Origin of the sequence: uncultured Intestinibacter sp. (assembly GCF_902468165.1) — a bacterium.
Lineage (GTDB): Bacteria > Bacillota > Clostridia > Peptostreptococcales > Peptostreptococcaceae > Intestinibacter.
Genome location: NZ_CABQXJ010000014.1, coordinates 19,016 through 33,567, shown reverse-complemented (window position 1 = coordinate 33,567; position 14,552 = coordinate 19,016). Strand labels below are relative to the sequence as shown.

Genomic DNA, 14,552 nt, shown 5'->3' with positions numbered 1-14,552 from the left:
TAATATATTTTAAAGATGGAAATCTAATTTGGAATGACAATACCATTCCCAAATGGGCAAATAAGTTAGTAAAGTAAAATTTACTAACTTATTTTTTTAGTGCAAAGGAAATTATAATCATCTTTACATTGTGGATAAATATAATTTCCTTTAATGCGTTTCAAAGAAATCTACATCTTTAAGGATATGAATGTACTTTAATAATAGGGTATGTTTTAAATAAATGTTGATATTTTTATATTTTATCATAAAAAAGCAGGGGTATTAATTACCTCTGCTTTTTAGTTCGTATTTTATTAATATTGTTTCTCTATTTTATGTTCCCAACAATACTATTATTAATTTAAGTCTAAATACCTAACATAGTAGAAATTATTATATAAAGAGTAGTGATAAAAAGTAATACCTCTACGACTAAATAAGAACTTATTTTTCCAGTTTCTTTATAATGATTAATTGTATTTTTTGTTTCAGGTATAAATGCAATCAATAACCCTATAAGACTAATCGGATATTTTGTGTAAAAAAAACCTGAGATTATAAGAATTAGTCCCACTACAAAAAAAATATTAAATTTACCTTCACTTGAAAAAAACTTTTTCAATATGTCATCCCCCTCCTATGCTTTTATGCTATTTGTCATCTGTATGATTCTAAATGCACTGCTTCTTCACATTATATTAAAAATTGCGTAATTATTTTTCATTATACTATATTTCTGATTTCTTTATAACTATTTATATGAATTGTAGTGTTCTTAATTTGAAATCTTTTACTCTAGTGTAAGCATATACTACATTGCTTTGCACAATAAAATTCTTAGTTTTAATAGAATCTTTGTCACTTTCAAATATTCTTAGCCATTTAAACCAGTGCATATAGTTGGAAATATATTTACTTGCCACACCATTAAATCTACCCATCCATCTCTTTAAATTACTGTGTAAACTATTAATGTGTTGAATATGGTAAATATCTTCTTTATGCTTACCTGTTTTTATACGTTTATGGTTTAAATTGAAATCTGTAGCAAATCTAATGTAAGATTTGTGGCTATCTGTGCATAATATAGAATTCTCACCGATATGACCTTTATATAAATTTTCAAGCTCTTTATATGTCATTCTACCTTTGCATAATGGTTCTATTATTAAATTACCTTGTCTATCTAAGGCTGTGGCTATACATATCTGTTCTTTAGATATACCTCTCTTTTTAATAGATTTACCTCTTTTATGAGATTCTCTTGGCATATTAATAGTTTTTGTTCCTTTAAAACTTTCGGCAAAAAAGACTTCATCAGCCTCTATTAAGCCATCAACATGACCAGTTCCTAAAAAGGAACTTATGCAATCAAGAATTTTATGTCTCCAAAAGAAACTCGTCGCTATATTTATGCCTACAATTTTAGCAGATTTTCTTATTGATAAGCCCATAATCATACATTTTGCATATTTAAGCCACTTATCTAATGATTTTTTACTTCTATATACGGCAGAGTTTGTAAAATCAGTAAAAGTCCTTTTACAATCTTTACAGATATATCTTTGTTTTCCATTATATTTACCATTTTTTGATATTAACTCAGAGCTACAGTGAGGACATACCTTTCCCTTAGAAAATCTAAACTCTTTGACATCTTCATAAATTTGTTCTACTTGAGAGTTTGATACAAGAAATTCTTCCAAATAAGATAGTAACTCTTCTACTTGATTCAATGGTAATGTTTGTATATCTGTTAATATAGACTTTATACTTGGCATTCTACAACCTCCTAAACATTAATATATCTATATTATAACCTAAATATATAAAAATATCTATTTTCAACACTAAATTAAAACATAGCCTAATAATAAAATTATATATTAAAAACATAGATGCTGTGAAAATTTAAAGTATGATTATAATATAAATTTTAATATAATATATTATAGAGAAATTATATTAATAGGGGGTATAAAAGTGGAAAATAAGATATGGACGTTTTTTGCAAATCCTAAATATTGGTATGTAGATGATTTTTTAAAGAGTAAAAAATCAGACAGTGAAATTTATTACTCAATTAATACACATCATAAAGACAGATTTAAAATAGGAGATATAGGGGTAATAAGAGTAGGGAAAGATTCTAGAAATAAATCGCAGTTAGATTCTAAAGAAAAGATGAATTCAGGCGTTTATGCCATAGTAAAAGTTATGTCTACGCCTGAATTAGTAAAAGATAATGATAGTGAATTTTATGCAAATAAAGATGATGCAGATAAAGAAAAATGGAGAGTAAAAATAAAAGTAACTAAAAATTTAATAGATTCACCTATAGTATTTAATGAAAAAAATAAAGTAGAACTAGAAAATGATAAATTTTTAGTTAATGGATTTCAAAGAGCTACAATGCCATTAGAGGAAGATGTATTTTATAATATACTCGCATTAATTGATGAAAGCAATAATATGAGTATAGATACATATGAAAAAATTATTGGTATTAAAAACTTAGGAAATTCGGTTAAAGGTATTGAACTTTTAAATAGAATTTACGCAAATTCAAGTATAGAACAAAAAGAGAGACTTGTTAAAACAATAGAAAGAGGAAGTATAGCAAAGGAAATAAAAAAACATATTCAGTATAAGTGTCAAATGTGTGAAGTATTAGGGGCGAATCCGTATTCATTTAAGAAAAACAATGGTGAATATTATGTTGAAACACATCATATAATACCTGTTTCAGATACTAAAAACTCTAAATTGTCAGTAGAGAATTTAATATGTTTATGTCCGAATCATCATAGGCAAGTACATTATGGAAATGTAGAGCTTATAAATAATAATGATACTTACTTAGAATATAATATAGATGGAATACAAGTTAAAATAGATAAAATAAAATTAAATAAATATTAATTAATATAATTATTCTTAGTATATAACTTTTATATTATGCAAGTAAAAAGTAGGAGTATACCATTTAAAATACTCCTACTTTTTTTATTTCAAAAAACTATATCCATCCAAAAACAATAGTATATTTTAAACCCTTCTGACCCAACAACCTATAAAAATATAGTATAATAGAAAAAAGTAGAAGTTTTCGATAAATAGTGACATCAAGAGCAAAAACATTTAGAATATATATGGAATTAAAAAAGCAGAAATCGAATAATTATAATTTATAGGAAATACAAGGGGGATAGCAATGATAAGACCAATAGTAAAAGATGTATTATTTCTAGAACAAAAATCAGAGCCAGCAACAAAAGAAGATAAATCAATAGTAACTGATTTAATCGATACACTAAAAGCAAATCTTGACGGTTGTGTAGGGCTTGCAGCAAATATGATAGGGTTCAAAAAGACAATACTAGTTTTTGCTGTAGGAGGAAATATAATAGTCCCTATGGTAAACCCTGTTATACTAAAAAAAGAAAAACCTTACAAAGCAGAAGAAAGCTGTCTGTCTTTAGAAGGAGCAAGACCCACAACTAGATACGAAACAATAGAAGTAAAATATCTAGATGCAAATTTCAAAGAAAAAACACAAGTATTTAACGGATTCGTAGCCCAAATAATCCAACACGAAATGGACCACTTTGAGGGTATAATAATCTAACAAAAAGGAGTAGGTATAAAATATATCTACTCCTTTTTTGAGCAACGGAATCTCCGATTCGTTGGCGCCATGAACGCAGTGAATTTTGAGCAACGGAATCTCCGATTCGTTGGCGCCATGAAAGAAGTGAATGCATAACAAACCTAAAATTGCAAAAACTCTAACTAGAGGTGAAAGTATGAGACATAATCGAAAAATAAAAGAACCGATAATAGCAATTACAAAAGGAATGACAGAGGGGCATTCGCTTGAAAAGGCGCTTGATATGTTGCCTGTGGATAAAATTATAAAAAAGGGCGACAAGGTAATAATCACACCAAATGGAGTAAAAGATAAAAAGCCGAAAGATGGGGTTGTATCAGGACCAAAGACTCTTAAAAAATTAATACAATATGTCAAACAAAGAGAACCATCAGAAATATACATAGCATTTGGATCTGGAGGAACTGATAGCATGAAGGTCTTACAAACTGCGGGATTTGACAAAATAATAGAAGAAGAAAACGTAAAGTTTGTAGATATGAACTACGGTCCTTTCTTTGATATAGAGCTAGACGGACCGATTTTAAAATCGACACCTTTAAACAAAGTAATTGAAGATGCAGATGTTATAATTTCATTTACTCAACTTAAATATCACGAAGAGGCGACAATCACAGCGAGCATCAAAAACATCTGTCTTGGGTATCCTCCTGCTAGTGTGCATGGATTTCCGAAAAAGAACACAGGAATCCACGAAGACTTGCATGGATTTATACGCAGTTTTGCAAAACAAGTTCCAATCGATTTATCTATAATAAGTATGGACAAGGCTATGATAGGAACTGGGCCAATTTTCGGAAAGGCAGTAGACACACCAGGGCTTATAATCGCAGGCACAGACCCAGTTGCAGCAGACTGTATCGGTGCGAGATTGCTTGGATTTTTGCCACAAGCCGTAAATTATCTATACATGCTTTATAAAGATAATCTTGGAGAGGCCGAGCCACAAAAGATGACTATAAAGGGGCTTGATGTTAAAGAGGCAGAACAGCTATTTAGCAAATGTGCATATGGCGACAAAAAGAGCATCTTAGACCAAAAATATGTAAAAGACTTACACGACGAGAACAAAAAATAAGCTGAAAAATATAAAAAATCTTGTAACTTTTTGTAACTTGAGTACCTTATATTATTATGATAAATTGAAGATAATTTAAAAAATAAGGAGAAGGCGCATGAAAAAATTTATAAGTATTTTTATGGCGACAATAATGCTACTTTCATTAGTAGGGTGTAGTTCAAATAAAACTAAATCAGATTCAGTTTTATCAGAGGACTTAACAAAAATCGTAGAAAAAATCTACGAAACGGCTAATTTCGACGACAAAGAGATGAATGATTATCTAAAAGGATATGAAAATATTACATTAGATAAATCAAATGCAGATATGTACTTAGGAGATAGCAACATAGACTTCAAAGAAGGTATATGTTCAGAGCCAAGCATGAATGCAATAGCTTATGAATTAGTATTACTTAGATTAGACGATAATGCAGATGTCGAAGCTGTGAAAAAACAAATAAAAGAAAATGCAAATCCAAGAAAATGGATATGTGTTGAAGCTGAAGAAGTAGTAGTAGAAAACGTAGGAAATGTAGTACTATTTTTAATGGCGGATAAAGAAGAAGCGACTCCAATAAAAGAAGCTTTCTTAAACTTAGCAAATTCAAAATAGAAAAAAATAGCCTGAGAAGAAATTTTTCAGGCTATTATTATATAAATTTGGAGGTTAAAAGTGTTATTTTCGAGCGTAAGTTTTTTATATTATTTCTTGCCAATTACTTTGATTTTATATTTTGTATCTAAAGACAAATATAAAAATATTATCTTATTATTGGCGAGTTTATTTTTCTATTTTTATGGAGAGCCAAAATACACAGTGTTGATGTTGATATCGGCGTTTAGTGCGTATATTCACGGTATTTTAATAGAGAAATTTAGAGAAAAAGGATATTCAAAATTATTTTTAGTAAGCGGTTTAGTAGTGAGTTTGGGTATTTTAATTGTATTTAAATATATGGATTTTATAATAAAAAACATAAATTATATCTCAAATTCAAATATAACACTATTGAGACTTGTGTTGCCGATTGGAATTAGTTTTTACACTTTCCAAGGGCTTAGTTATATTGTGGATGTGTATAAAAAAGATGCCAAAGTATGTAGAAGTTTTGTAGATTTTGCGACTTATGTATGTCTATTCCCACAACTTATCGCAGGGCCTATTGTGAGATATACTACGATAGAAGATGAGCTAAAAAACAGAACACATTCATTTGATAAATTTGCATACGGTGTAAATCGATTTGTGGTTGGTCTTGCTAAAAAGGTCATCTTGGCAAACAACTTAGGCATGATAGTCGACATTATGACTAAGAGTAATGAAAAAAGCGTGCTGTCTTATTGGATGGTGGCGATTTTCTTTTCTCTACAGATTTACTATGATTTTTCGGGATATAGCGACATGGCAATCGGGCTTGGGAGGATGTTTGGGTTTGACTTTTTAGAAAACTTCAACTATCCATTTATATCAAAGAGCATAAAAGAATTTTGGAGAAGATGGCATATTTCGCTTTCTAGTTTTTTTAGAGATTATGTATATATTCCTCTAGGTGGAAACAGAGTGAGCAGGGTAAGATGGATTTTTAACTTACTTATAGTGTGGAGTTTGACAGGGCTTTGGCATGGAGATAGCTGGAACTTTATTTTGTGGGGGCTTTATTTTGCTCTACTTCTTATAATAGAAAATCTGTTTTTACAAAATATCTTGAACAAACTTCCAGCATTAATTCAACATATATATGCAAAATTCTTTATCATAATAAGTTTTGTTATTTTTAATAATGAAAATATAAAAGATTTGTGGTCAAGTCTTTACAATATGTTTAATTTTAGGGGATTAGATTTATACAACGATTTTTCTACTTATTATCTAAAAAGCTACACAGTACTTTTAATAGTAAGTGTGATAGGTGCGACGCCCATTTTGAAAAATATTATTCAAAAGATAAACAAAAATGTCACAGGGCAAAAAGTCATATCTACAATAAATCCAATATTAAACATAGTTTTATTAGTTGTTGTGACAGCATATTTAATAGACGGTTCGTTTAATCCGTTTTTATATTTTAGGTTCTAGGAGGGATTAAGATGAACACAAAAATAAAAAACATAGTTATAAGCTGTAGTTTTGGTATTTTCTTAGTTTTATTTATGATAGTAAATATTTTTGCAAAAGACAAAGAAATATCTTATGAAGAAAGACGTAAATTAGCACAACTTCCAGAATTTAAGATAGAAAAATTATTAAATGGAAACTATTTTGAAGAGATGGAAGAATACTTACTAGATCAATTTTATCTTAGGGAAAACTTCAGAAAGATAAAGACTTTTGTAAATACAAAGATATTTCACGAAAAAGACAACAACGATATCTATATAGTAGATAACGGGATTTATAAAATGGAGTATAAATTAAACGAAAACTCAATTTACAACAGTGCTAATTTATACAACAAAATAGCCCAGACTTATTTTAAAAATTCAAATATATACTACACAATAGTTCCTGACAAGAACTACTTTGTAGCACAGAAAAATGGTTATCTACACCTAGATTATGAAAAACTTATAAATATAATGAAAAACAACACTCATAATATGGATTATATAGATATTACAAATGATTTAAAAATTGGAGATTACTATAGGACTGACTTGCATTGGAAGCAAGAAAACCTAACACAAGTTGCAGACAAAATACTGAAATCCATGGATAATGATAAAAAAAGAAATGATGCTTATAGAAAAAAAGTATTTGAGAATTTCTACGGTTCATACTACGGTCAATCGGCGTCTAATATAAAACCAGACAAGCTGACATACTTAAGTGACAAAACAATAGAAAATTGCAAGGTGTATGATTATGAAAAACAAAAATATGTAAAAGTATACGACGACAAAGACTTTAAAAACGTAGATTCATATGATGTGTTTTTAGGTGGGGCGAAATCTCTTTTAACTATCGAAAATCCATCAAACACAACAGGCAAAGAGCTCTATATATTTAGGGATTCGTTTGGGAGCAGTTTATCGCCACTTTTAATAAAAAATTATTCAAAAATACATCTTATAGATTTGAGATATATAAATTCAACGCAGTTTGAAAAATATATAAAAATAAAAGAAAATAGCGATGTTTTATTTATGTATAATACATCAATTTTGAATAATAGCAGTATAATTGCCAAGTTTTTTAGATAAAAATAAACAAACTGCAAGCATTTTACAAAAAATTATATAAAAACATATATAAGTTAGAAGTTTTACAAAAATCTACTTTAGAGATAAAATAAAAGATAGCAGATAATAAGTAATAAATAGGGGGAATATATGAAAAGAGAAATAACATCAAATTATGAAGCTGCATGCTTAAGATGGCAAGAAGTCTTTGTGAATATGGACAAAGACCGACTTAGAGTTCTTGTGCCAGAGCTTAAACTTGAGGGAGATTATCTTACAATATACCACTTTGGCAGAAAGTTCGGTATACATATTGAAACTGGGGAAATTATTTCAATGGAAGATGATCTTCCAATCTCTATCTCAGAAAAATTCAACATATATCTTTTGTTTTACTATGTGAAACCAGGGGCTAAAATAAAAGGCGAGTGGGTAACGTTTGAAAAATTAAAAAATACATCTCAATTTAAGCCCGCATTCGTAAGAACTGTCTTAAAACCTTTTGCAGAAACATTCGCAGGTCATATGGATAAATTACAATACGCATGCGAAAAAATAGGAGCAAAAAGGATAAAAGCATCTGACATGGGGTATGAAATAAATGCATTTGAATGTATGCCGATTCAGTTTTTATTTTGGGATGAAGACGAAGAATTTGAAGCTAGAGCAAGTATGCTATTTGATTTAGGTTCTACAGATTTCATCCACGAAGAAAGCATAGTCACAATTGCATCAGTCGGGGTTGAAAGACTGGTCCAAATAGCAGGGCTCGACAATAACTTAAATGGATTTGAGATGAAATAAATTTTCAAATTTATTACATTATATTACAAAACTGTAATAAATATGGAAAATAATGTCGACTTTATGGTATAGTGGAGCAGATAAAAGTAAAAAATTCAATAAATTAAGGGAAAAGATATATTTATTAATAAAGCATGATTATTTTTAAGGAGAAAAGATGGAGAATATAAACAAATTTCAGAGCTTAGTAATATTATTCATGGTAGCTTTAGGGATACTATTAGGTCAGATAGGATTTGTGCAGGAATATGCAGAGTACCTAATAACACCATTTTTAATGGTTATGTTATTTTTAGTATTTTTACAAATCCCGCTAAAAGATATATTAAAATCATCAAAAAATCTAAAATTTACTTTGACAGCAGTGATAATAAACTTTATCTGGACACCATTTTTAATCTTTATTTTAGGTAAAATATTCTTAGCTAATTATCCAGAATTATTAATAGGATATATAATGCTTATGGTGACACCTTGTACCGATTGGTACTTAATCTTTACTGGTATAGCAAAAGGTAATGTGGCGCTTGGCTCATCAATATTGCCACTAAATTTAGTTTTACAATTAGTATTATTACCGGTATATGTATTTTTAATAGGTGGAAACAGCGTAGATATGAATACGATTGATTTAGTAAAAGGCGTTGTATCGACATTAATAATTCCATTAGTATGCGCAATATTAATTAGAAAAATTATCTTAAATAAAATAAGCCAAGAAGATTTTGATGAAAAAGTTGCGACAAAGGCTTGTGACTACCAAGGATATTTTCTAAATGCAGCAATTGTAAGTATGTTTGCATCACAAGGCAAAATACTTTTAGAAAATATTCAAGTATTACTTATATTATTAATACCAGTATTACTATTTTTTATAATAAACTTTTGTGTAGGAAGATTAGTAGGAAAAGTTATGAAATTGAGTTATGAAGATAATGTATCACTAAATTTGACGACATTAGCGAGAAATTCACCTATAGCTTTAGCAATAGCAGTAGCAACATTTCTAGATAAACCATTAATATCTTTAGCTCTTATAATAGGCCCATTAATTGAGTTGCCGGTATTATTTATAATTGCGAAGATATTACTAAATATAAGAAGTAAAAAAATAGACATAATAGAAAACTAATAATTTATTTATAAAATAAGTTATATTCAAATTAGGAAGATATATAGAAACAGATAATTATAAATTACAAAAAAATCATTCAAAAATTATTAAAAAGATTACAACTAAAAATATTCATTTAATGCATATCTTAAAATCCATTATGTAGATATTAAGGATTTTCTTGTTTATTGAGAATATAAAAATAATTAGGGGGAAATAATTATGTGTGGATTTTCGGGTTTTATAGATAATATACCGAATAAGAAAAATGTTTTGGAGAGTATGATGGATGAAATAATCCATAGAGGTCCAGATGAAAGTGGAGAATATATAGATGAAAATGCCGCTTTAGGATTTAGAAGACTTAGTATAATCGGTGTAAGCAATGGGCTACAACCATTATACAACGAAGACGGAAGCTTAGCTTTAGTATTTAACGGAGAAATATACAACTACCAAGAATTAAGAGAAGACTTAATCAAAAAAGGACATATATTTAAAACAGAAACAGATAGTGAAGTATTAATACACTTATATGAAGATTGTAAAACTGAAATGGTTAAAAAACTAAGGGGGATGTTCGCTTTTGTAATTTGGGACAAAAACGAAAAAACTCTATTTGCCGCAAGAGACCATTTTGGTATAAAACCGTTCTACTATACTCAAGTTGAAAAAGACGGACAAAAAAGTTTAATATTTGGTTCAGAAATAAAGAGTTTATTGATGCATCCTAATTTTAAAAAGGAAGTAAATAAACACGCTTTAAAACCATACTTAACATTCCAATATTCAGTACTTGATGAAACTTTCTTTAAAGGAGTTTTCAAACTAAAACCAGGTCATTTTATGGTTTATAAAGACGGAAAAATAAAAATAGAACAGTATTGGGATGTAGAATTTAATCAAGAAAATATAGACTTACAAGAAAGTATAAATAGAATAAAAGATGCAGTTAGCGAATCAGTAGAAGTACACAGCCACAGTGAGGTGCCACTAGGTTCATTCTTATCAGGTGGAGTAGATTCAAGTTATATCGCAAAATGCCTTATGCCACAAAAGACTTTCTCAGTTGGTTTTGAGCAAGAAAACTTCGACGAATCAGACTTAGCAAAAGATCTATCTGACATATTAGGAATAGAAAATGTGAGAAAAATGATAACTGCTGATGAGTGTTTCGATATGTTGCCGACTATCCAATACCACATGGATGAGCCACAATCAAACCCATCTTCAGTGCCGCTATATTTCTTAGCACAACTTGCTAGAGAGCATGTAACAGTTGTTTTATCTGGAGAAGGTGCTGACGAAATCTTTGGTGGATATGAGTGGTATGATGATGATGAAAAACTTAAAAAATATAAAAAACTACCATCATTTATAAGAAAACCAGTAGCAAAAGTTGCTGAAAAAATGCCTTACTTCAAAGGTAGAACAACTCTTATAAGAGGTGGATCTTCTGTTGAAGACTACTTCATAGGACAAGCACAGATATTTGAAGAAAGAGAAGCGGTGGATATATTACAAAGTCCATATACAAAATCGCCATCAATAAAAGAAATAACAAGACCTGTATATAACAATGTAAAAAATGAAGATGATGTAACTAAAAAACAATATCTTGATTTAAAACTTTGGTTAGCAGGTGATATACTTCTTAAAGCTGATAAGATGAGTATGGCTCACTCTATAGAGCTTAGAGTTCCTTTCTTAGATAAAGAAGTTATGAAAGTTGGAGAAAGTATACCAACTAAATATAAAGTTAATGACGAAAATACAAAGGTTGCACTTAGATATGCAGCAAAAGAAGTATTACCAGAGGAGTGGGCGAAAAGACAAAAGAAAGGATTCCCAGTTCCAATAAGATTCTGGTTTAAAGAACAAAAATACTACGATATGGTTAAAGAAGCATTTACAAGTGATTATGCTAGTGAGTTTTTCGATACAGCAAAAATTGTTAAACTTCTAGATGACCACTTTAATGAAAGATGTAACAATGCCAGAAAAATTTACACTATATATGTATTCTTAGTGTGGTATAAGAGATTCTTTATCGCTTGCTAATTGTTTGTTGTATTTTTCTTTATTTTACATAAAAATTCAAAATAAGCGAAAATACTTATAAAATACTGAAAAATTTGTAAGATAAAAGAGGAAAATTGAAAGTAGTATAGAACATATAGTATTGTGAAGTTAATAAGACAACTAAAATGGTGTTTATTGGCAGAAAAACATATACTAATTAAATAAAAAAACAACATTAAATAATAGGATTTGACGTAACTAAATAATAAAAAATTAGGGGGAATCCATATTATGAATGAAAAACAATTAGAACAAATGAAATCTAAAAAAGGCTTTATAGCGGCATTAGACCAAAGTGGCGGAAGTACACCAAAAGCCCTTAGATTATATGGAATACCAGAGGATAAATACAACAACGACGACGAAATGTTTGATTTAATCCACGAAATGAGAACAAGAATAATAAAAAGTCCTTCATTTACTGGTGATAAAATAATCGGTGCGATTTTGTTTGAAAAAACAATCGAAAGAAAAATCGACGATAAATTTACAGCAGATTATCTATGGGAAGAAAAGGGCGTAGTTCCTTTCCTTAAAGTTGATAAAGGTCTTCAAGAAGAAGCAAACGGCGTTCAACTTATGAAAGACATTCCTACTTTGGACGAACTTCTTAAAAAAGGTATTGAAAAACACGTATTTGGAACAAAAATGCGTTCTGTGATAAAATCTGCAAACGAAGAAGGAATAAAAGCTATAGTAGCTCAACAGTTTGATATAGCTAAAAAGATATTGTCTTACGATTTAGTTCCTATAATCGAACCGGAAGTAGATATCCACAGTGCAGACAAAGAAAAATGCGAAGAAATACTTAAAAAAGAAATATTTGCAAATTTAGACAAACTAGATAAAGATCAAAAAGTTATGCTTAAACTTACTATCCCATCAAAAGAAGGGTTCTATTCTGACGTTATTGCACACGATAATGTACTTAGAGTAGTCGCTTTATCAGGTGGATATACAAGAGAAGATTCTAATGAAAAACTTGCGAAAAATCCTGGACTTATTGCTAGTTTCTCAAGAGCTTTGACAGAAGGACTAAACGCAGGTCAAACTGAAAAAGAGTTTGATGATTTGTTAGAAGAGTCAATAGACAGCATTTATCAAGCATCTATAAAATAAGCATATTACAATATAAATTATATAAAAGGAGATATCAAAACAAAGATATCTCCTTTTTTTAAACAGGATTTTAAGAAGGAGGTTTATATTGTAAATAATAGGTATATTAATTATAATGTAGAGAGTGGAGAGGAGGTAGACAAATGAATATAATTGTTTGTTTAGAAGATAAAAATGGAATGATGTTTAACAAGAGAAGACTTAGCCAAGATAAAGTTATAAGAGAAGATATATATAACAATATGGACGGAAAAAGTCTTGTAATGAACAGTTATTCTTTTAAAATGTTTGAAAAAGATAATCCAACGATAGATATTATTGTGAGAGAAGATTTGCCTCTTTGTGATAAGGATAATCTTCAGTTTATTGAAGACAAACAATTGGGCAAGTTTGAATCAGAAATTGATAAAATAATCGTTTACTACTGGAACAGAAGATATCCAAGCGATTTGAAGTTTGATATTGATTTTTCAGATGGTAATTGGGAAGTAATATCTGAGGAAGAATTTTGCGGTAATTCACATGAGAAAATCACCAAAAAAATTATTTTAAAGAAATAGATATTTAAAATTATTAGTATTTATAATACAAGAGATTGTTTATATAGGGGGAAATATGAAAATTTTAAAATTATTAATGGCTTTTATCTTGTGTATAACCTTAGTCGGATGTCAAACAACTACCAACCAAAATAGTGGCGAGAACACAAATATTTCACAAAACAGCAATATAGACGACAACAGAGATAAGGGAATAACATTAGATAATTTGCCAGAATATCCTGGGGAACCTTTTGTTGCATTATATAATAATGTACCTGATTTTGACGACGAAATAGACAAGGCTAAAAAGTCTTTTGAAACATATAGTGATTTGGACAGTTTGGGAAGATGCGGTGTTGCATATGCGAATATAGGAAAAGACTTGATGCCTACAGACAAAAGAGGCAATATAAGCAGTGTAAAGCCAACTGGATGGATAAATAAAAAATACGATACTAGCTTAGTTGATGGCGGATATATCTACAACAGATGCCATCTTATAGGACATCAGCTTGCTGGTGAAGATGCCAACGAAAAGAACTTAATTACAGGAACTAGATATTTTAATGTTGAGGGAATGTTGCCATTTGAAAACATGGTTGCCGACTATGTAAAAGAAACAAACAACCACGTATTATACAGGGTTACTCCGATTTATGATGGAGATAATTTAGTCGCAAAAGGTGTTCAAATGGAGGCTCAGTCTGTAGAAGATGACGGCGAAGGGATAATGTTTAATGTCTTTGTTTATAATGTTCAACCTGGTATAAAAATAGATTACAAAACAGGAGATAGCGAGCTTAATCAAGACGACAACACTACTAGCCAAACATCACAAAATAGCAAAAATACAGAAACTAACTAAGAGAGAAAATTTACAATTAAATAACCAAACTAGTCATTTGATTTATGAATAATTTCTGTCTAATCATATGTTTAAAATAATGCAATCAATAAATTTTAATTTTAGAAATAATCGAAGTATAGATGAGGAAG

Annotated in this window: 14 protein-coding genes; 12 read left to right on the top strand and 2 right to left on the bottom strand. The window is 29.4% G+C overall.

All coding sequences use genetic code 11. The annotated features are described in order from the left end of the window. Positions 1 to 349: 349 nt before the first annotated feature. A complete protein-coding gene (locus RDX53_RS04315) occupies positions 350 to 604 on the bottom strand; it encodes a hypothetical protein (protein ID WP_195930808.1) in 255 nt (84 codons plus the stop codon). A gap of 133 nt (positions 605 to 737) precedes the next feature. Then, positions 738 to 1,763 carry an IS1595 family transposase gene (locus RDX53_RS04310; RefSeq protein ID WP_307993763.1) on the bottom strand — a complete coding sequence of 342 codons (1,026 nt, stop codon included), beginning with the start codon at positions 1,761 to 1,763 and terminating at the stop codon, positions 738 to 740. Positions 1,764 to 1,965: 202 nt separating this feature from the next. Here RDX53_RS04310 and RDX53_RS04305 point away from each other — a divergent pair, with 202 nt between their 5' ends. The 12 genes from RDX53_RS04305 to RDX53_RS04250 all read left to right on the top strand — a co-directional run bounded on the left by RDX53_RS04305 (position 1,966) and on the right by RDX53_RS04250 (position 14,421). Next, positions 1,966 to 2,904: an EVE domain-containing protein gene (locus RDX53_RS04305; protein WP_195929716.1), complete on the top strand. Its 939-nt coding sequence runs from the start codon at positions 1,966 to 1,968 to the stop codon at positions 2,902 to 2,904. 292 nt (positions 2,905 to 3,196) lie between these two features. Beyond that, positions 3,197 to 3,610 (top strand): peptide deformylase, encoded by a 414-nt coding sequence (locus RDX53_RS04300; RefSeq protein ID WP_195929717.1) that lies wholly within the window; start codon positions 3,197 to 3,199, stop codon positions 3,608 to 3,610. A gap of 178 nt (positions 3,611 to 3,788) precedes the next feature. Then, complete coding sequence (locus tag RDX53_RS04295) at positions 3,789 to 4,730, top strand: DUF362 domain-containing protein (protein WP_195929718.1); 942 nt, start codon at positions 3,789 to 3,791, stop codon at positions 4,728 to 4,730. A 97-nt stretch (positions 4,731 to 4,827) separates the two neighbouring features. After that, positions 4,828 to 5,328, top strand: coding sequence for a hypothetical protein (locus RDX53_RS04290; RefSeq protein WP_195929719.1), 501 nt, complete (start codon positions 4,828 to 4,830; stop codon positions 5,326 to 5,328). Between the two features lie 210 nt (positions 5,329 to 5,538). Then, complete coding sequence (locus RDX53_RS04285) at positions 5,539 to 6,792, top strand: MBOAT family O-acyltransferase (RefSeq protein WP_307993762.1); 1,254 nt, start codon at positions 5,539 to 5,541, stop codon at positions 6,790 to 6,792. An 11-nt stretch (positions 6,793 to 6,803) separates the two neighbouring features. After that, positions 6,804 to 7,916 (top strand): DHHW family protein, encoded by a 1,113-nt coding sequence (locus RDX53_RS04280; RefSeq protein ID WP_295734872.1) that lies wholly within the window; start codon positions 6,804 to 6,806, stop codon positions 7,914 to 7,916. Between the two features lie 129 nt (positions 7,917 to 8,045). Further along, positions 8,046 to 8,699, top strand: coding sequence for a DUF3786 domain-containing protein (locus RDX53_RS04275; protein WP_195929722.1), 654 nt, complete (start codon positions 8,046 to 8,048; stop codon positions 8,697 to 8,699). Between the two features lie 157 nt (positions 8,700 to 8,856). Then, the gene (locus RDX53_RS04270; RefSeq protein ID WP_307993761.1) at positions 8,857 to 9,831 is read left to right on the top strand and encodes a bile acid:sodium symporter; all 975 of its coding nucleotides are present in this window, start codon (positions 8,857 to 8,859) and stop codon (positions 9,829 to 9,831) included. 204 nt (positions 9,832 to 10,035) lie between these two features. Beyond that, complete coding sequence (gene asnB, locus RDX53_RS04265; RefSeq protein ID WP_195929724.1) at positions 10,036 to 11,874, top strand: asparagine synthase (glutamine-hydrolyzing); 1,839 nt, start codon at positions 10,036 to 10,038, stop codon at positions 11,872 to 11,874. Between the two features lie 252 nt (positions 11,875 to 12,126). Beyond that, complete coding sequence (locus RDX53_RS04260) at positions 12,127 to 13,014, top strand: fructose bisphosphate aldolase (protein ID WP_295676801.1); 888 nt, start codon at positions 12,127 to 12,129, stop codon at positions 13,012 to 13,014. 143 nt (positions 13,015 to 13,157) lie between these two features. After that, on the top strand, positions 13,158 to 13,574 hold the full coding sequence (locus RDX53_RS04255; protein WP_295571696.1) for a ribonuclease Z: 417 nt from the start codon (positions 13,158 to 13,160) through the stop codon (positions 13,572 to 13,574). 55 nt (positions 13,575 to 13,629) lie between these two features. Next, the gene (locus RDX53_RS04250; protein WP_307993760.1) at positions 13,630 to 14,421 is read left to right on the top strand and encodes a DNA/RNA non-specific endonuclease; all 792 of its coding nucleotides are present in this window, start codon (positions 13,630 to 13,632) and stop codon (positions 14,419 to 14,421) included. The last annotated feature ends 131 nt before the right edge of the window (positions 14,422 to 14,552 follow it).

Bases quoted from the DNA above. Each gene is read 5' to 3' on its own strand.
- RDX53_RS04310 (WP_307993763.1), bottom strand. From the start codon at position 1,763: ATGCCAAGTATAAAGTCTATATTAACAGATATACAAACATTACCATTG.
- RDX53_RS04300 (WP_195929717.1), top strand. From the start codon at position 3,197: ATGATAAGACCAATAGTAAAAGATGTATTATTTCTAGAACAAAAATCA.
- RDX53_RS04295 (WP_195929718.1), top strand. From the start codon at position 3,789: ATGAGACATAATCGAAAAATAAAAGAACCGATAATAGCAATTACAAAA.
- RDX53_RS04290 (WP_195929719.1), top strand. From the start codon at position 4,828: ATGAAAAAATTTATAAGTATTTTTATGGCGACAATAATGCTACTTTCA.
- RDX53_RS04285 (WP_307993762.1), top strand. From the start codon at position 5,539: ATGTTGATATCGGCGTTTAGTGCGTATATTCACGGTATTTTAATAGAG.
- RDX53_RS04280 (WP_295734872.1), top strand. From the start codon at position 6,804: ATGAACACAAAAATAAAAAACATAGTTATAAGCTGTAGTTTTGGTATT.
- RDX53_RS04275 (WP_195929722.1), top strand. From the start codon at position 8,046: ATGAAAAGAGAAATAACATCAAATTATGAAGCTGCATGCTTAAGATGG.
- RDX53_RS04270 (WP_307993761.1), top strand. From the start codon at position 8,857: ATGGAGAATATAAACAAATTTCAGAGCTTAGTAATATTATTCATGGTA.
- asnB (WP_195929724.1), top strand. From the start codon at position 10,036: ATGTGTGGATTTTCGGGTTTTATAGATAATATACCGAATAAGAAAAAT.
- RDX53_RS04260 (WP_295676801.1), top strand. From the start codon at position 12,127: ATGAATGAAAAACAATTAGAACAAATGAAATCTAAAAAAGGCTTTATA.
- RDX53_RS04255 (WP_295571696.1), top strand. From the start codon at position 13,158: ATGAATATAATTGTTTGTTTAGAAGATAAAAATGGAATGATGTTTAAC.
- RDX53_RS04250 (WP_307993760.1), top strand. From the start codon at position 13,630: ATGAAAATTTTAAAATTATTAATGGCTTTTATCTTGTGTATAACCTTA.